At 44.0% G+C, this 18795-nt stretch carries 16 protein-coding genes; 3 read left to right on the top strand and 13 right to left on the bottom strand.

Going from position 1 to position 18795, the window contains the following annotated elements:
- Positions 1–65: 65 nt before the first annotated feature.
- The 5 genes from serS to lrp form a co-directional block, all read right to left on the bottom strand.
- Entirely contained in the window at positions 66–1373 is a 1308-nt protein-coding gene (gene serS / locus AB4589_RS17905; RefSeq protein WP_004734554.1) for a serine--tRNA ligase, read from the bottom strand.
- 142 nt (positions 1374–1515) lie between these two features.
- Positions 1516–2871: a replication-associated recombination protein A gene (locus tag AB4589_RS17900; RefSeq protein ID WP_017098146.1), complete on the bottom strand. Its 1356-nt coding sequence runs from the start codon at positions 2869–2871 to the stop codon at positions 1516–1518.
- A 64-nt stretch (positions 2872–2935) separates the two neighbouring features.
- A complete protein-coding gene (gene lolA / locus AB4589_RS17895; protein ID WP_371709126.1) occupies positions 2936–3532 on the bottom strand; it encodes an outer membrane lipoprotein chaperone LolA in 597 nt (198 codons plus the stop codon).
- 75 nt (positions 3533–3607) lie between these two features.
- Positions 3608–6745, bottom strand: a complete 3138-nt coding sequence (locus AB4589_RS17890) for a DNA translocase FtsK (RefSeq protein WP_012604391.1) — start codon at positions 6743–6745, stop codon at positions 3608–3610.
- 163 nt (positions 6746–6908) lie between these two features.
- Positions 6909–7403 (bottom strand): leucine-responsive transcriptional regulator Lrp, encoded by a 495-nt coding sequence (gene lrp, locus AB4589_RS17885; protein ID WP_004734558.1) that lies wholly within the window; start codon positions 7401–7403, stop codon positions 6909–6911.
- Between the two features lie 156 nt (positions 7404–7559).
- Here lrp and ald point away from each other — a divergent pair, with 156 nt between their 5' ends.
- The gene (gene ald, locus AB4589_RS17880; RefSeq protein ID WP_012604392.1) at positions 7560–8684 is read left to right on the top strand and encodes an alanine dehydrogenase; all 1125 of its coding nucleotides are present in this window, start codon (positions 7560–7562) and stop codon (positions 8682–8684) included.
- Between the two features lie 191 nt (positions 8685–8875).
- On the opposite strand, the gene AB4589_RS17875 is transcribed toward ald, so the two are convergent.
- Together AB4589_RS17875 and cysB are read right to left on the bottom strand one after the other, a co-directional pair.
- Entirely contained in the window at positions 8876–10078 is a 1203-nt protein-coding gene (locus AB4589_RS17875) for a methyltransferase (RefSeq protein WP_371709125.1), read from the bottom strand.
- A 169-nt stretch (positions 10079–10247) separates the two neighbouring features.
- Positions 10248–11222: an HTH-type transcriptional regulator CysB gene (gene cysB, locus AB4589_RS17870; RefSeq protein ID WP_009848858.1), complete on the bottom strand. Its 975-nt coding sequence runs from the start codon at positions 11220–11222 to the stop codon at positions 10248–10250.
- A gap of 322 nt (positions 11223–11544) precedes the next feature.
- Between cysB and AB4589_RS17865 the strand changes: the two genes are divergently transcribed.
- Complete coding sequence (locus AB4589_RS17865) at positions 11545–12309, top strand: hypothetical protein (protein WP_009848859.1); 765 nt, start codon at positions 11545–11547, stop codon at positions 12307–12309.
- Positions 12310–12407: 98 nt separating this feature from the next.
- A complete protein-coding gene (gene miaE / locus AB4589_RS17860) occupies positions 12408–13202 on the top strand; it encodes a tRNA isopentenyl-2-thiomethyl-A-37 hydroxylase MiaE (protein ID WP_012604394.1) in 795 nt (264 codons plus the stop codon).
- Positions 13203–13309: 107 nt separating this feature from the next.
- Here miaE and pyrF read toward each other — a convergent pair whose 3' ends face one another.
- The 6 genes from pyrF to cmk form a co-directional block, all read right to left on the bottom strand.
- A complete protein-coding gene (gene pyrF / locus AB4589_RS17855) occupies positions 13310–14005 on the bottom strand; it encodes an orotidine-5'-phosphate decarboxylase (RefSeq protein WP_009848861.1) in 696 nt (231 codons plus the stop codon).
- Between the two features lie 122 nt (positions 14006–14127).
- Complete coding sequence (gene lapB / locus AB4589_RS17850) at positions 14128–15303, bottom strand: lipopolysaccharide assembly protein LapB (protein ID WP_122046370.1); 1176 nt, start codon at positions 15301–15303, stop codon at positions 14128–14130.
- Positions 15304–15315: 12 nt separating this feature from the next.
- Positions 15316–15588 (bottom strand): LapA family protein, encoded by a 273-nt coding sequence (locus tag AB4589_RS17845; protein ID WP_012604397.1) that lies wholly within the window; start codon positions 15586–15588, stop codon positions 15316–15318.
- A 129-nt stretch (positions 15589–15717) separates the two neighbouring features.
- Entirely contained in the window at positions 15718–16002 is a 285-nt protein-coding gene (ihfB, locus tag AB4589_RS17840; protein ID WP_010439923.1) for an integration host factor subunit beta, read from the bottom strand.
- 121 nt (positions 16003–16123) lie between these two features.
- Entirely contained in the window at positions 16124–17794 is a 1671-nt protein-coding gene (gene rpsA, locus AB4589_RS17835; protein ID WP_012604398.1) for a 30S ribosomal protein S1, read from the bottom strand.
- A gap of 106 nt (positions 17795–17900) precedes the next feature.
- Positions 17901–18581, bottom strand: a complete 681-nt coding sequence (cmk, locus tag AB4589_RS17830) for a (d)CMP kinase (RefSeq protein WP_009847140.1) — start codon at positions 18579–18581, stop codon at positions 17901–17903.
- Positions 18582–18795: the final 214 nt, after the last annotated feature.

Raw genomic sequence — 18795 nt, 5'->3', positions numbered from 1 at the left:
CAGCAAAGCCTTTTAAATATTCTAACAAGTCAGATTAATCTAAATTTGATTAACCAAAATTGGCATTAGCCGATGTGCGTTACGCCGCCCATGTATGGTTGAAGTACTGTTGGGATAGCAATACGGCCATCTGCTTCTTGGTTGTTCTCAAGAATAGCAACCATAGTACGACCAACAGCAAGACCAGAACCGTTAAGTGTGTGTACAAGTTCAGGTTTCTTCTCGCCTTTACGACGGAAACGAGCTTGCATACGACGCGCTTGGAAATCCCACATGTTTGAACAAGAAGAAATTTCACGGTATGTCTCTTGTGCTGGAACCCAGACTTCTAAGTCGTAAGTTTTCGCAGAACCGAAGCCCATGTCACCCGTACATAGAATCACTTTACGGTAAGGAAGCTCTAGAAGTTGAAGTACTTTCTCAGCGTGACCTGTTAGCTCTTCAAGCGCTGCCATTGAGTCTTCTGGCTTAGTAATTTGTACTAATTCAACTTTGTCGAATTGGTGCATACGGATAAGACCACGAGTGTCACGACCGTAAGAACCCGCTTCAGAACGGAAACATGGAGTGTGAGCTGTCATCTTAAGTGGCAGTTCAGCTTCATCAGTAATCGTGTCACGAACCATGTTCGTTACCGGTACTTCCGCAGTAGGGATAAGCGATAACGTCTTAAGCGGTACATCACTTACTTGCTCAGTTAGCGGGCTTGTGTGGAACAAGTCTTCGCCGAACTTAGGAAGTTGACCAGTACCGTATAGGCTATCGTGGTTCACTAGGTACGGTACGTACATTTCTGTGTAGCCGTGCTCATCAGTGTGAAGGTCCAGCATGAACTGAGCAATAGCACGGTGTAGACGTGCGAATTTGCCTTTCATCACGATAAAACGAGAACCAGAGATTTTAACTGCGCTAGCAAAATCAAGACCGCCAGACATTTCGCCAAGATCCACGTGATCTTTCACTTCGAAGTCGTAAGTCTTAGGTTGACCCCAACGAGAAACTTCTACGTTGTCGTCTTCATCTTTACCATCTGGCACTTCTGCGTCAGGTAGGTTAGGAATTGACATTGTGATCGTTTCTAGCTCAGATTGAAGCTCAGCCAATGTTACTTTAGCTTGGTCTAGTTCTGCGCCTAAGTTGCCTACTTCTGCAAGGATACGCTCAGCTTCTTCATGGTCGCCTTTTGCTTTCGCTTGACCAATGGACTTCGATCGAGAGTTACGTAACGCTTGTAGCTCTTCAGTTTTCATCTGAAGGGACTTACGTTTTTCTTCAAGTTCACGAATTGTCTCTACATCAAGGGTGAAGCCTCGACGTGCTAATTTTGCCGCTGTTTCATCCAGCTCAGCTCGAAGTAATTTAGAATCCAGCATTGCTAATCCTATGCTTTAGTTATTTGAATATTCAGTAGATTGCTACTGAATCACTGCTAAACCCCTAAAACTGGTGCTATTTCGACCAATTTGTAACGATTTAATTGAATTTTTATGACTAGGTAACGATATCCAAAAAAGACTACTTTTCATAGCGTTTTTGTGGGCTTTTTGCGTCCAAATCCGCCAGATAATCTAGCTTCTCGCCAATTTTGGTCTCTAAGCCTCGTTTTGTTGGGAAATAGTATTGTGTTTCGCCCATTTCAGGCGGCAAATACTTTTCTCCAGCGGCGTAGGCACCTGGTTCATCATGAGCATAACGGTATTCTTGCCCGTAGCCCATGTCCTTCATCAAAGTTGTGGGTGCATTACGTAAATGATGAGGGACTTCATATTCAGGAAGGTTGTGAGCATCCGTTAAGGCTTGCTTCCAAGCCGTGTAAACAGCGTTACTCTTTGGCGCACACGCTAGATAGACAACCGCCTGCGCAATCGCACGCTCCCCTTCTGCTGGGCCAATACGCGTGAAGCAATCCCAAGCCGACATTGCGACCTGCATTGCTCTTGGATCAGCATTACCAATATCTTCAGAAGCAATCGCCAGCAAGCGTCTTACTATATACAAAGGGTCACAACCCGCTGCAATCATTCGCGCCGACCAATACAACGCAGCATCGGGATTAGAGCCTCGAATCGACTTATGAACGGCGGAGATTAGGTCGTACCAAATATCACCCTTGTTATCGAAACGAGCAACCTTCTCACCAGCCACCTCAGCTAACAACTGCAATGTTATCGCTTTCTCGCCTTTGTCGTTGTCTTCCGCCATGTCATACAGCAGCTCTAGATAGTTGAGCGACATACGTGCATCACCGTTGACCAGCTCCGCAAGACGATCTAATACGTTATCAGCAAAATCAGCCGACACATCACCCAAGCCACGCTGTTTATCTTCAATGGCTTGGCGAATGACGAGGGAGATATCCTCAGTATTAAGCGAAGTCAGTTTGTAGACACGCGCACGTGATAACAAAGCGTTGTTTAACTCAAAAGAAGGGTTTTCTGTGGTCGCGCCGATAAACGTAACCGTGCCATCTTCGATATGAGGTAAGAACGCATCTTGCTGACTTTTATTAAAGCGATGGACTTCGTCCACAAATAGAATCGTTCTACGCCCTGCTTGCTTGTTCTCACGCGCTTTTTCAATGGCGATACGAATGTCTTTTACACCCGAAGTCACTGCTGACACGCGCTCGACTTCTGCATTGGCGTAATTAGCTGCCACTTCTGCCAGCGTGGTTTTACCGGTGCCCGGAGGCCCCCATAAAATCATGGAGTGGATATGGCCCGCCTCCAACGCTCTGCGAAGGGGTTTACCTGGACCTAATATATGCTGCTGACCAATATACTGTTCAACAGTTTCAGGTCTCATACGAGCAGCAAGGGGACGAAAATCTTCGTCCCCCGCAAAATCTAAGCTGTAATTACTCAATTGCAATCTCTTGATTCGTTGATGGCATCAATACCTATCGACTTACTACCAAACGATCTGCCAGTTTGGATCAGTTTCTTTGGTCGTCGACCTCGACACCTTCCGGCGCCACAAAAGTAAAGCGGTCAGCAGCAGGTTTACCTAAGTCAACATTGTTAAAGGTAAACTCACCTTTTTGGCCGTCTTGTTCAATCACATTAAAGCCCTGAACAATGCCTTTCTTGGTGATGTTAATCTGGAAATCGCCCTGATTAGAGTCCACAGCCGTTGGCGTTAGCGTAAATTGGTTACCCGTTTGCGCGACGTTGTAGTTGTCCCAATCGCTTTCTTGGTTACGAGTCAGCAATACAAATGGCGTTTGCGATGTGGCTTGTTCTTGCCAGTAAATGCTCACTTGTTCAATGAACGGACTGTAGTACCACAAGCTTTGACCATCAGAGACCAATAGGTTTTCATCAGGGAAAGTCGTTTCCCAACGAAACAAGCTAGGGCGTGCAATCTCTACCGTACCCTCGCCTTCCATCACAACATCACCATCAGGGCTGGTGACGACTTGTTTAAAGTCAGCGCTAAAACCTGCATTCAGCGACAAGCGGCTACTCAACTCTTCTTTCGGAGAAGCAAATACTGAGAAGCTCATAAATAAAAGTGCGAATACTTTTTTCATCAATAATCCTGTTAGAACATAAGTCGGTCATGTTTTGGTTTTGACCGACTGAATAGTTATGAGTTCCTATTGGAACTAATCTTTTGGTGGCGCTGGCGCCAAGACTTCTCGGTTACCGTTATGTCCTGGAGCACTGACAATACCTTGAGCTTCTAATTGCTCAACAATTCGTGCGGCACGGTTGTAGCCGATCTTAAATCGACGTTGCACACCAGAAACTGAACCTCGGCGTGAATGAACAACGTGTTCTACCACTTGATCAAATAGAGGATCGACTTCTTCATCGCCTTCCATCTTCTCACCCGGCAATAGTGTTTCTGGGGTTTGGTCGCCGTTCGTAATCTCTTCAATATAGTTTGGCTTACCGCGTGCTTTCCAGTTATTCACGACCGCGTGTACATCATCATCAGATGCAAACGCACCGTGTACACGAGTTGTGTGGCTTGAACCCGGTGGCAAGTACAACATATCACCCATACCAAGTAGTGACTCAGCACCACCTTGGTCAAGAATGGTTCGAGAGTCTGTTTTGGTTGATACGGTAAAGGCTACACGTGTCGGGATATTGGCTTTAATAAGACCCGTAATAACATCCACTGACGGGCGTTGAGTTGCTAAGATCAAGTGAACCCCCGCCGCACGCGCTTTTTGTGCCAAACGAGCAATCAATTCTTCAACTTTCTTACCAACTACCATGATTAAATCGGCGAATTCATCAACGACAACTACGATGTAAGGCAGTTTTTCCAATAATGGTGCTTCAGGGTCCATGCTGTCGCCCGGTTTCCACAGAGGATCATGAATTGGGTGACCCGCTTCCGCAGCCATCTTCAATTTGTCGTTGTAGCCTTTAATGTTACGAACACCAAGTGCCGACATCAGTTTATAACGACGTTCCATTTCGCCAACACACCAACGAAGGGCGTTAGACGCATCTTTCATGTCGGTAACGACTTCAGACAATAGATGTGGAATACCTTCATAGATAGACAATTCCAACATTTTCGGGTCAATCATGATGAAACGAACGTCTTCAGGCGATGCCTTGTAAAGCATACTCAAGATCATCACGTTCACACCCACCGATTTACCAGAGCCGGTGGTACCTGCAACCAGTACGTGTGGCATCTTCGATAAATCAGCAATAACCGCTTCACCTGCAATATCTTGTCCTAGAACAACGGTCGTTGGTGACGTCGCTTCTTGGAACTGAGGGCTACCTACCACATCGGAGAAGAATACGGTTTGACGGCTCATATTCGGCAATTCCAAACCAACATAAGGTTTACCCGGTATTACCTCTACGACACGTACTGCCAATGCAGAAAGTGAACGCGCTAAGTCCATAGAAAGGCCAGAAATACGGCTTACTTTGACGCCAGGAGCCAGATCGAGTTCGAATCGAGTGATGACAGGACCTGGGAAAATATCAACCACATCTGCCTTTATCTTGTAGTCCGCTAGCTTCGATTCTACAAGACGAGCAATCGCCTCTAGTGCATCGCGGTCAATAAAGGTTTCACGCTTTTCAGGGTGGAACAACAGCTCAAGTGTTGGCAATGGCTCGGCAGGTTTGGGCAAATTCACATCTTGCTGTACCAAGAACGGGTTTTGTGTCGCCGCCATATTCGCTTGCGCTTCAGATACCAGATTTTGGAATGCTGCTACATCTTGGTCTTGGTGCGCAGACTCATCTTCCGAGACCTCCTCCCATGGAAGATCAACAGCAAGCTCTTCAGTTTGTTCGTTAGCTTGCTCAAACTCCGCATTACCTTGTTGGGCAGCTAAAGGCTCTTGTTGCTCAGTATTAACATCTTCAATCGATACCGGTTGGAACACTGAAGCTTGTTCATCTTGCTCTTCCGCCATATCAAACGGAGATGCTTGCACAGAAGAATCGTCTTCGATTGTTTCTTCTGTTTCACCCATTGGCGAAGCGTATAACGATTCAGGTTGAACATCTTCCGTATCGAATTCACCCTCGACTTCAGAGGAACTATCCGTTGCTGTTTCAGCACTATCAAAATCACTATGAGTTGGACTAACTTCTGCTTGTTCGTTTTGCATGTATTGTTGATACGCAACCTGAGATTCATGTGCGTCAACTTGCTCTTGAGCCGCTAGATCATCTTCATACATTGCAGCATTCTCTAGCTGCTCTATCGTTGCATTCAACTGCTTCGAACGCTCAATACCTTCTTCTAATGGTTCTTCTGGCGCTTGGTAAACAGGTGCAGCAGGGATCGGCTCAGGTTCAACTTCAGGTTGACGTTGAATATCAGACACTTCTTGAGCTGAAGCGTCTTGCTTCGCTGGCGCCTCGACAGGCATATGAATATTGTAATGGCGCTTCGGCGACGCGGCACTGTCTAGCGCATTTGTAGCCTCGCCTGAAGACTCATTGGTCGCTGAGAAGCTCATCGCAGGATCTAGTAGATCATGCTCTTTTGATTCTTTGTTATCTTCTAAAGCAGGAACATCACGGTAACTCGGCTCTTGATGACGTTCTTCGATTAAATCGCGGTCTGCCGATTCTGTTAACTGAGGTTCAAGCAGCTCTTGATCTTGGCCGCGCGCCTTATTAACGGCTGACGTAAAGGATTTGATTGCACACTCGCCTAACCATTCAACAATACTTAACCAGGAAATGCCCGTTAATAGGGTAAAGCCAGCTCCCCATAAGAAAAGAAGAACCAACGTACTGCCCAGAACGTTCAGCGTTGGAAGCGCAAGACTTGTTAATACATCACCGACTACACCGCCAGATGAAAAGTACCAAATATCATCGAAGTTGATATCCGCTAAACCACAGCTAGTAAGAATAAGGACAGTCAGTCCAAGTAAACGAGTACCCCACAGCATGAAATCGATCTGCTCATCTTCATTACGTTTACGGAATAATACCCACGCAGCAACCGTCACCAAGATAGGTAAAGGATAAGCTAAAGAACCAAACACAAAGAAAAGCGTATCCGCCAACCATGCACCTACGTAGCCTCCTGCATTTTGAATATCACCACCCCAAGCCGTTTGCGACCATGATGGGTCAGCAGGGCTAAAAGTTAATAACGCAACGGCAAGTAGAATAGAGAAGAGAACACCTAGAATTAGGCTGCACTCTTTTAGACGTTGAGAACCACTTAAACGAGGAGACTGAGGCTCTTCACTCGTTTTAATGATTGTTTCTACTTTATTACTGCTCTGCTTGAACATAAACCAACTTAATAATTAAACGGGATAAAAACATCTCGAGCGGCAATAGCCGCTCGTTTCAATGAAACTACTGTTGATTTAACCATATCAAACAGAAAAACCCAATTCCAGAAAGCAAGAAAGCGGAACAAATGTCCGCTTTCTTTCATTTCACCAATTATGATTAACGAGTTTTAATCACAAGTTGATTGGTTTGTTTCACTTCTTCCATTACAACGTAAGTTCGAGTGTCGTTTACGCCTGGTAGACGAAGTAACGTATCACCCAGTAGCTTACGGTAAGCACCCATATCAGATACACGTGTTTTTAGAAGATAGTCAAAATCACCCGACACTAAATGACACTCTTGGATGTCATCCAGTTTCTGCACAGCGGTGTTGAATTGTTCGAACACATCTGGCGCACCACGGTTCAACGTAATCTCAACAAACACTAAAAGTGAAGCATCAAGGTACTGTGGGTTCAGCAATGCTGTGTACCCAGTAATGTAACCCTGACGCTCTAAACGACGAACACGCTCAAGACATGGAGTTGGAGAAAGCCCTACTCGTTTTGAGAGTTCAACGTTTGAGATACGACCGTCTTTTTGCAACTCATTAAGAATGTTGCGGTCAATACGATCTAGTTCCTTGGACGGCTTCTTATAATTGTCTGCCATTTTTTATTCCACCTTATTACTTCCTTGCAAAAAAATATACTACAACTTTTTAATATTCAGTATCAAATTTTACTTAAACATATCTATACTAGATATTAATTCGACAGAATTACCCTACACATAGATAAAACAACCAAAATAAAATGAGGAGTCAGGATGATCATTGGCGTACCTAAGGAAATCAAGAACCACGAATACCGCGTTGGTATGACCCCAGCTAGCGTGAGAGAACTAATCTCACACGGCCACCAAGTTTTTGTAGAAACCAATGCCGGTAATGGTATCGGTTTTTCAGACGATGATTACATCGCTGTAGGCGCATCCATTCTTCCTACTGCTGCTGACGTTTTCGCGAAAGCAGAAATGATTGTAAAGGTTAAAGAACCTCAAGCTGTCGAGCGAGCTATGCTTCGCGAAGGGCAAATATTATTTACCTATTTACACCTTGCACCAGATTTTCCACAAACTGAAGAGCTGATCAAGAGCAAAGCTGTCTGCGTAGCCTATGAGACTGTAACAGATAATATGGGTCGCTTGCCACTATTAGCACCAATGTCTGAAGTCGCTGGTCGCATGTCTATTCAAGCAGGTGCACAAACACTAGAGAAATCTAACGGTGGTTGTGGTCTTCTTCTTGGCGGCGTTCCTGGTGTTGAGCCAGCAAAAGTTGTTGTTGTTGGCGGCGGTGTTGTTGGTGCTAACGCAGCACGTATGGCTGTTGGCCTTCGCGCAGACGTAACCATTCTTGATCGCAACGTAGATACGCTTCGTCGTCTTGATGAAGAATTCCAAGGTCGCGCAAAAGTGGTTTATTCTACTGAAGACGCTATTGAGAAGCATGTTCTAGAAGCAGACCTAGTGATTGGTGCAGTACTGATCCCAGGCGCAGCCGCTCCTAAACTTGTTACAAAAGATCACATCGCTAAGATGAAGCCAGGTTCAGCGGTTGTTGATGTTGCAATCGACCAAGGTGGTTGTTTCGAAACTTCACACGCAACGACTCACGCTGATCCAACTTACATCGTTGATGACGTAGTTCACTACTGTGTTGCCAACATGCCAGGTGCCGTTGCTCGTACTTCTACTTACGCACTAAACAATGCAACACTTCCTTACATTGTTAAGCTAGCGAACAAAGGCTACCGCGAAGCACTTCTATCTGATGAAGGTTTCCTAGAAGGTCTAAACGTAATCCACGGTAAAGTGACTTGTAAAGAAGTTGCGGAGAGCTTTGACCTAGAATACGTAGCGCCTGCAGAAGCAATCGCAATGTTTAACTAATGATGTAATGACTAACTGAACGCAATAACCTTCTCGTTGAAGCGTTCAGTTAACTCAGACACATTAAACAAAAAGCCAGTACGACATAATGTCGCGCTGGCTTTTTTGTATTTATCACTTTTTTGTACTTATAGCTTTATTTTGCATTCATGATTTTAGATCGTAAAAACACGTACCAGTGCTGTTTACCGCTAGCGCTCGATCTTAACCCCATGAATCAATAGGTTTCTTGGCGTTACACTACGTTCGCAGAACTCTTCAATCGAAGCTTGATAACCTTGTTCTTGCAGATAAATGGCACGATCTAAGGCCAACCATATCTCTAAAGGTCTTCTAAAGACTTGTTGAACTAAACTCAGCTTTTCCATTTCCCAGAAAAGCGCTTCGCCTTGAATTAAATAAGAGTCAAAATCAATATCTGAACCCAGCGATATATCTTTCACTTCAGATGCCCAGCAACAAAATGATTCAAAGCCTTCGGATAGCTCCGATTTCTTGATGCTTGGTACAGGAATGTACTCGTCGACACCAAGCTCACCCTTAAGTAGTTGGCTAAAGCCTAATCGGTAACTCATTTCTGACTGACGGTGTCTTTTTACTCTTTCACCACCAGTGACGGTTTCTTGAAGCGGGATTCTTAAGTCGCTCTTGCTCAACGTTAATGCTGAGCTTTTCGCAACGGATGACATCGCTTGGTAGCTTTCATCGCGAATAAGATGGTAGCAACATGGAGAAATGGTGACTGCAGGAAGCCCATGTGAAACAGATTTCTTCACTAATTCAACATGAAGATCACCACAAGCGTGAAGAGCAACAGCATGTTGATTTGAGTTAAACACCCGATCTGCATCTTTTGAAAACGCGTCACCTTGAACAAAGTCCATCTCTAGTTTCTGGTCATCTGCAATCTTTTGCCCGCTTTCACACAACGATTGTTGCCATTCAAAGCTAGTGACTTTTTGATCTGATTGCTGAGATAAGATCCGACCGAGAAAGCCTTTGCCAGAACACCATTCAAGCCACTCTTTACCATGATGCTCTTTTAATGAAGCCTCTCCCATCGCGACGATTTGTTGCAGCTTTCTGCCGGGGATACCATCGGCAGTACCGCGCGGAAGAGCAAGCCCAACTAAAGCCGAATTATCAAACTGGATGTGTTGATTGGCATTCTCTAACTCTGGGAGAAAACGCATAAGTTCCGAAATCAGAACTTGAGGCTGTTCTTTTAGCGTTTGAATGCGTTCAATACTCAAACCATCTAACCAATCGACAAGTGGAAGGTTCACGTCTGTCCATGGCTGATCGTGAGTTTGGCATAGGTGAAAAGGTTCTGAACGCCAGTAAATTTGGTGCTCTAGCAAAAATGAATCGAGTATTTTGAATCGTGAATGCATGCTTCCCCCTATGATGCGAGGATTGTAGGGGTAAGAGGCCAAAATGGAAAGGAAGGTTACAAATTGAGGCTATATAAAGACAACCTACCAGCAAGCAAACCACAAATGAGCTTAAATGAAAACGGCCTTTAAACAGGCCGAATTAGGAATCTAGGTAAAACTATCACCCTTAGCGAACGGGTAAGTCGATGTCTTTAAACATCTCTTCGATCTCTTCATTCGATTTCAAAGAAATAGCTTGCTCAACTACTGGGCGAGTTAAGTGCGGTGCAAAACGCTCCATAAAGTCAAACATGTAAGAACGCAGGAAAGTGCCTTTTCTAAAGCCAATACTTGTGGTGCTCGCACCAAACAAGTGGCTCGCGTCAATAGCAACCAAGTCTGTATCTTGCTCGTGGTCAATCGCCATGCTTGCAATTACACCCACCCCGATTCCCATCCGAACATAAGTTTTAATCACATCAGCATCCGTCGCGGTAAACACAACACGCGGTGTTAAGCCTACTTTGTTAAATGCTGTATCCAGCTCGGAACGGCCAGTAAAACCAAATACATAAGTCACGAGAGAATAAGCGGCAAGATCTTCAATCGAGATATTTCGTTTCTGTGCAAGAGGGTGATCTTTCGTTACCACGATCGAACGGTTCCAATGATAACAAGGCAGCATAATTGCATCTTGATAAAGGTGTAGCGCTTCCGTTGCAATCGCAAAGTTCGCTGTACCCTTAGCTACCGCTTCTGACATCTGACTTGGCGTACCTTGATGCATGTGAAGCGACACTTTTGGATAACGCGCCGTGAAACCTTTAATCACATCAGGGAGTGCATAACGAGCTTGAGTATGAGTGGTTGAAATATTCAATGTGCCCATCTCAGGATGAGTGTGCTCACCTGCAACCGCTTTAATACTCTCAACACGAGCCAAAATCTCTTGAGAGATACGAATAATATCCTCACCGGCTTGTGTAACCTGAGTTAAATGCTTACCGCTACGCTCAAATATTTGAATGCCTAGCTCGTCTTCAAGTAATCTAACCTGTTTACTTATGCCGGGCTGAGATGTGTACAAACTCTCTGCTGTCGCTGAAACATTTAGGTTATGGTTTAGAACCTCAACAATGTACTTCAGTTGCTGTAACTTCATATCTAACCTCGTAATCCTTTACTCATTTCTGCGCTAACTTATTTGCAAATAGAGCGTTATAGTCTCGTGTAATATAATTAATAGTTATAACGCTTCGAGAACTAAAATGACAGAAATATCGAGCTTTTAAAGCGTAACAAATAAAAATATCACTGACGCTTTGTAAGCCACTCCTCATTCTCACACATTAGTTAGTAAATTTTGATTGCCGATTGCGCTCAACAAGAGATAATCAAAAATTGTAATTTACAAGTGCCTATACACAATGGAATCGTGTATCCTCTCTAGTTAGCTATAGAAAACAATAAGCAGACACAAATATATGAATATTGGTTTAATAATCGCCTTGGTAGCCGTGCTTTTGGTGTTGGTTTTAGGCTACAACATCATGCTTCAATACAAAGTTAAGGTAGAAACAACGAAGAAACAGGAAGCTTCTCGTTATCTAACCATTATAGATGGAACAGAAGAGTTAATTGGCAATGCTCACCACATGCCGTTTAGCCAAGATCTTCTTATATGCTTAAACAATCGAATTCTTGATGCATTAGTTAATATGTATGAACTCGATCCTAAAAATAAGCAGCTTGCCCAACGCATCGAAAGCGTAAAGCAACAAATAACTCAGCTTAAAGAGAATCACCAAGGGGGCGAAAGCACCGCTTTTCGCATGCCTAGTAGTGACAAACAAGCAATCATGATGCTTAAGCTAGTTAAACGCTTGCGTGACACGGTTCGTAACGAGCACAATAAAGGACGTTTTAATACTCAAGCTTTTGTGGTTGAAAACGCTCGCTTAGAAACAATCCAAATTCGCATCAACATCGAGAATGTTATCAAACGTGCAAATGACTCGATATCTCGTGGACAGCCTGGCACAGCGATTCAACTGTTGCGCAAAGGCATCGATGCATTAGCCACGAAAAACGACGCATACTCCAATCAAGCGAAAGACAAGCTACAACAGATGCTTGACGATCTTGATCAGAAGCGCCTAAATAAAAACGCAGAAGATTTACAGCAGATGGAATCGAAAGAGCGTGAAGATGACATGGATGCTCTATTCGGTCAGAAGAAAAAATGGTAACGCTCTAACTCAACACTTAAAGGCCGCTCTATTTAAATTAGCGGCCTTTTTTGTACCTGTGGAATTTCCTTTCTCCGTATAGGGGGATCTCTTAAGCTGTGATAAAATCCCGCATTATCAACAAACTTGCCCTTACCATGTATCAAGAATTATTAGCCCCTATACACTCTTTTCTTAAAGCTGAAACGCCAGATTCATGGATAGATGAAGCCAAGAAGCCTGAAAACCTTCATATCATTCTACGCGATCACATGCTTTGTGAACTTAAAGCAGCTCAAAGTGCTTTGTTCCTTATCCGTAAATATGCGGTAGATAAAGAAAGCGCGAAGCAACTGAATGAGTGGATTTTGCCCTACGAGCAATTTGCTTACCGTCGTATTGGAGACTTGGAGTCTCTACGTGGTAAAAGTAATGTATCAAAGCAAATTACAGCGAAAGAAGGCTGTAATTACGGTGCTGACTTGATCGATAAAATGGTATTGCTGATCAAAGAAGAGCTGCATCACTTCTACCAAGTGATGGAATTGATGGTAAAAAAAGGCGTGACTTATCAACCGATCGAGGCGGGCCGCTACGCTAAGGGTTTAATCAAGCAAGTTAAGACTTACGAGCCTGATGCTCTAGTTGATAAGCTTATTATTGGTGCATTTATTGAAGCTCGCTCTTGTGAACGCTTTGCTAAACTGGCTCCTTTCTTAGAAGAAGACATGGAAAAGTTTTACGTATCTCTACTTCGTTCAGAAGCTCGTCACTATCAAGACTATCTTGAACTCGCGGAACAAATCGCAGGGAAAGATATCTCTGAGCGTATTGCTCATTTTGCGCAAGTTGAAGCAGAACTTATCACTTCAGAAGACAGCGACTTTAAGTTTCATAGTGGCGCTCCGGTTTAAGCCGTTTAGAACAAGTCTACTCCAGACCAATTCTGTATTTAGTACACCTATAAGAAGGCCAGCAAATTGCTGGCCTTCTTTATTGGAATTACGACTTAATGATAAGCTTAAGCTAGCGTGCCGTTGATTTCAGCAAGTACTGATGCAGGGTCTGCTGCTTGAGTAATTGGACGACCGATAACAAGATAGTCAGAACCTGACTCAATCGCCTTAGAAGGCGTCATGATACGCTTCTGGTCACCAACATCAGCGCCTACAGGACGAATACCTGGAGTTACTAGTTTGAACTCCTGACCAAGTGCACCTTTGAGCAAAGAAGCCTCTTGTGCAGAACATACAACACCGTCTAGGCCTGAGTTTTTAGTCAAAGACGCTAAGCGCATCACTTGTTGCTGTGGCTCTAGATCCAGACCGATACCCGCTAAGTCAGATTGCTCCATACTGGTTAGTACCGTCACACCGATTAACAATGGACGATCTTTACCATATGGTTCCAAAATTTCACGAGAAGCCGTCATCATACGCTCGCCACCACTCGCGTGCACGTTCACCATCCACACGCCCATCTCAGCGGCAGCACGTACCGCCTTTGAACATGTGTTCGGGATATCGTGGAACTTAAGGTCCAAAAACACAGAGAAACCACGTTTATGTAATTCACGAACAAATTCAGGGCCAAACAGAGTAAACATCTCTTTGCCAACTTTTAGGCGGCAAGATGCTGGGTCAATACGATCGACAAAGGCTAACGCATCCGCTTGGTTATCATAATCCAATGCTACAATGATTTTTTGGTCGTTCATTTCATCTCCTAACGCAGTTAACTTTCTACAAAATATTTATACCAATCAGGCCATAAATAACAGTCATAAAAATGCAGCCCGAAAGCTGCAATTAATAATTTGGTCTTAAAATGACCACAAATCTATTCACCATCAAGCCCACGAATAGGCTTGATCGTTCCCCACCCCTTACATGAAGGGCAGTGCCAATACATTGAGTGAGTTGAGAAACCACACTGACGGCATCGGTAATGAGGCTTAACCTTGAGTTGTTCACCAACCATAGATTGAAGCGTTGTTAAGCTGTCTTTGGCTCTACCTTCTTCCGCTTCCTCTAGGTGATAATCAATTAATCGATAAAAACCTTTCATGGTTGGGTTTTTAACAAGCTGCTTTGTCAGTAGCTCTTGAGCAGAGCCAACATCTTCATGGTCGGCAACGAGTTGAGCCAGCATCAACTCAGCGGAAACACCGGCTTTCTTCTGAATACACGCTTTAAGGAACTCGACCAACTGCGCTTCTTGTCCAAGTTTGTGGTAACACTCAGCAAGCGTTGGCAGGACTTCACTAATGAAGTCGATATCTTGCTCGAGAACTGACTCTAAATAAGTAATTGTCTTGTGATAATCTTCATTGGCTAAATGGAATTTTCCTAAAGCAATACTGGCTCGAACACATTTAGGGTCTTCTGAAAGGGCCTTCTTGAAGTGCTGAAGCGCTTTAGGGCGGTTGCCGTCGGCTTGTTCTTGCATCGCAAGCTCACACCAGAAGTGTGCAACCATCGCACGCGTCTTCATTTTCTTCTTGCTCAGTTTAACTAAGATATTCCCGTAATGAATCGCTTTATTCCACTCACGCGTTTGCTGATAAATGGCAACCAACTGCTGTAAAGCACCTTCTTTATGATCAGGCTCTTCTACAAGCTGTTCAAAAATTTTCTCTGCGCGATCAAGAAAGCCTGAAACCGTATAGTCTTTAGCTAATTGTTGCAATGCGAGGTTTTTTTGATCGAGGGTAAGCCCAGACCGAGAGATAAGATTTTGGTGAATACGAATAGCGCGGTCAACTTCGCCTCTTGAGCGGAACAAGTTGCCCAAAGCCAAGTGAGTATCGATGGTTTCATTGTCTACTTGAAGTAACTCAATGAAGTGATCAACCGCTTTGTCAGATTGGTCTGACAGTAATAGGTTCAAACCCGTCACGTATTGGCGGGAGATCTGGTGTGATTGCTTTTGTTTTTCTTGCTGAGCATTACGATTACCCATATACCAACCATAAGCGGCTGCGATGGGCAAAAGTAAGAACAGTAACTCTAACATCAAATATGGCCTTTAAGCTTTAGTTTCAGCAGCGACCTGCTTTGATTGCTTATTGAGTTGCTTCTTCAAGCGATGAATTTTTAGTTGAGATCGCATGTGCATATTTCCAAAGACTAACCAAGCAAGAGCAAAACCTGAAACGAATACAACACCTAGCAAGCTTGACAGGTGGAAGTCACCTTGCGCTAGCAAATAATTGAAATTCACAATTGTTTGGTTTTGAGAGCCTAAAGCCAGTGCCATTAGGAAAAGTGCGATAACAGCGACTATTTTTATAATTTTCATAGTTCATCACTCATTGATTAGTTAGCTGTACGATTATGCAGGAAAATTACTAATCAGACCACCATATTATGGTCATAAAAAAGCGGCATACATTATAGTATGCCGCTTTTCTTAATTCCGATAAGTAGCCTACAACCCTGAGTTTACTCGTTCGCGTAGCTCTTTACCTGGTTTGAAGTGAGGAACGTATTTACCTTCCAACTCAACCTTGTCACCAGTTTTAGGATTACGTCCAACACGAGGTTCACGGTAATGCAGAGAAAAGCTGCCAAAGCCGCGAATTTCGATTCGATCACCACTTTCTAGTGTTGAAGCCATGTGCTCTAAAATGTCTTTTACAGCGTCTTCAATTTCTTTTGCAGAAAGATGCGTTTGCTCAGCGCACAGTCTTTCAATCAATTCAGACTTAGTCATAGTTACCCTCGTTGGTTTTCTTTTTAGAAATTATAGACCTATAGGAAAAATAAGCAAAAAAAAAGGAGCCTTACGGCTCCTTTCTTGGCTAGATAGCTATAATTCTCTTAACGAGAAGCTATTATTCGCCTTTAGCAGCTTTGAATGCGTCTGCCATTGCGTTACCGAACGCGCCTTCATCAGACTTGTTCAGTGAAGCCATTGCTTCTTGCTCATCAGCTTCATCTTTAGCTTTGATAGATAGGTTGATTACGCGGTTCTTACGGTCTACACCAGTGAACTTCGCTTCAACGCTGTCGCCAACGCTTAGGATTAGAGATGCATCTTCGATACGGTCACGAGAAACTTCAGAAGCACGTAGGTAGCCTTCAACGCCTTCGATTAGCTCGATAGTAGCGCCTTTAGCGTCAACTGCAGTTACAGTACCGTTTACAAGAACACCTTTCTTGTTGTCAGCAACGTATGCGTTGAACGGGTCGTTTTCCATTTGCTTAACGCCAAGAGAAATACGCTCACGCTCTGCATCTACTGCTAGAACAACAGCAGAGATTTCGTCGCCTTTCTTGTATTCACGTACAGCTTCTTCGCCGGCAGCGTTCCAAGAAATGTCAGATAGGTGTACAAGACCGTCGATACCGCCTTCTAGACCGATGAAGATACCAAAGTCAGTGATAGACTTGATCTTACCAGTAACTTTGTCGCCCTTAGCTTGCATTTCTGCAAATGACTGCCATGGGTTAGCTTTACACTGTTTCAGACCTAGAGAGATACGACGACGTTCTTCGTCGATATCAAGAACCATAACCTCAACTTCGTCGCCAACATTAACAACTTTAGAAGGGTGGATGTTCTTGTTAGTCCAATCCATTTCAGAAACGTGTACTAGACCTTCAACGCCTTCTTCGATTTCAACGAAGCAGCCGTAGTCAGTTAGGTTTGTAACACGACCAGAAAGCTTGTGACCTTCTGGGTAACGCTTAGCGATTGCTACCCATGGATCTTCGCCTAGTTGCTTAAGACCTAGTGAAACACGAGTGCGCTCACGATCGAACTTAAGAACTTTAACTAGGATTTCGTCACCAACGTTAACGATCTCTGATGGGTGCTTAACGCGCTTCCAAGCCATATCTGTGATATGTAGAAGACCGTCAACACCGCCAAGATCAACGAATGCACCGTAGTCAGTAAGGTTCTTAACGATACCTTTAACTTCAGTACCTTCTTGTAGAGTTTCAAGAAGTTCGTCACGCTCAACACTGTTTTCAGATTCGATAACAGCACGACGAGAAACAACAACGTTGTTACGCTTCTGGTCTAGCTTGATTACTTTGAACTCTAGCTCTTTGTTTTCTAGGTGAGCAGTGTCACGGATAGGACGTACGTCTACTAGAGAACCTGGAAGGAAAGCACGGATACCGTTAAGTTCAACAGTGAAACCGCCTTTAACTTTACCGTTGATGATACCAACAACAGTTTCAGCTTCTTCACAAGCTTTCTCAAGTACGATCCAAGCTTCGTGACGCTTAGCTTTCTCACGAGAAAGTTGAGTTTCACCGAAACCATCTTCAACAGCGTCTAGAGCTACGTCTACTTCAGCACCAACTTCAACTTCAAGTTCGCCAGCAGCGTTCTTGAATTGTTCAGCAGGGATAGCAGATTCAGACTTAAGACCAGCGTCTACAAGAACGTAACCGTTCTCGATAGCTACTACAGTACCTTTAACGATGCTGCCTTGTTGGAATTCAGTTTCAGATAGAAACTCTTCAAAGAGTTGAGCAAAAGATTCAGTCATTATTTAATCTTCAATAATTAAACGTCCATGGGTATCCTACCGCATGGGGTTGATAAATTCGCCGGTCATCATCCTTGCGACCAACGTTCGTACTAGCTCGGCGAAATTACCCAGCCAGTTTCGATTCAATATAGTGTAGTGCTTTTTCGACTACCTGCTCAATATTCATTGAGGTGGAATCAAGCACTAGAGCATCCTCTGCAGGGCGAAGTGGCGCCACTGGGCGATTACGATCTCGATCGTCTCGCTCTTGGATCTCGCTCAAAAGGTCGTCAAATTTAACATCTAACCCCTTCTGTTGCAACTGTTTAAGGCGACGACTCGCGCGCTCTTCAGCACTTGCATCTAAAAATATTTTCGCTTCAGCTTCAACAAATACAACGGTTCCCATGTCACGACCGTCTGCAACTAAACCAGGAGCTGCGCTAAAAGCACGTTGACGACGTAACAGTGCTTCACGAACGCGAGGTAAAGCAGCGACTTTTGAAGCCGCCATGCCCGTCTCTTCTTTACGAAGTTCACCAGACACATCTTCGCCTTCTAAGATAACCTTCACTAGCTCACCTTCAGCGATAAACTGAACATCTAAGTGAGTTGCAAGCGGTACTAAAGCATCTTCTGATTCAGTATCCACGCCATGGTGAATTGCCGCTAAAGCCAATACGCGATAGATCGCGCCTGAGTCTAGAAGATGAAAGCCTAGCTTATCTGCTAGTAACATACACAGGGTACCTTTACCTGCACCACTTGGTCCATCAACCGTAATCACTGGGCTTTGAGAAGGCATCTTTTACTCCACGTTTTGTCGTAAGTTTTATTCTGTACTAGCGATTCGCCACTACTTTATAGGCGGCATATTATAGAGAAAATTTGCAAGTCGAGCGAGGTAAATCTCAGATAATTCCGGGGTGATGCTACAGAAACCCATGCAACCAACTCAATATCCGTTAACTTAGATAAATAAGGCTGTCATCCGCTTCTCTTTAGGCATAAAAAAGCCT

Source organism: Vibrio sp. 10N.222.49.A3 (assembly GCF_041475145.1).
Classification (GTDB): domain Bacteria; phylum Pseudomonadota; class Gammaproteobacteria; order Enterobacterales; family Vibrionaceae; genus Vibrio; species Vibrio tasmaniensis_A.
Note: the sequence above shows the minus strand (reverse complement) of the source record. Positions and strands in the feature narration are given on the sequence as shown.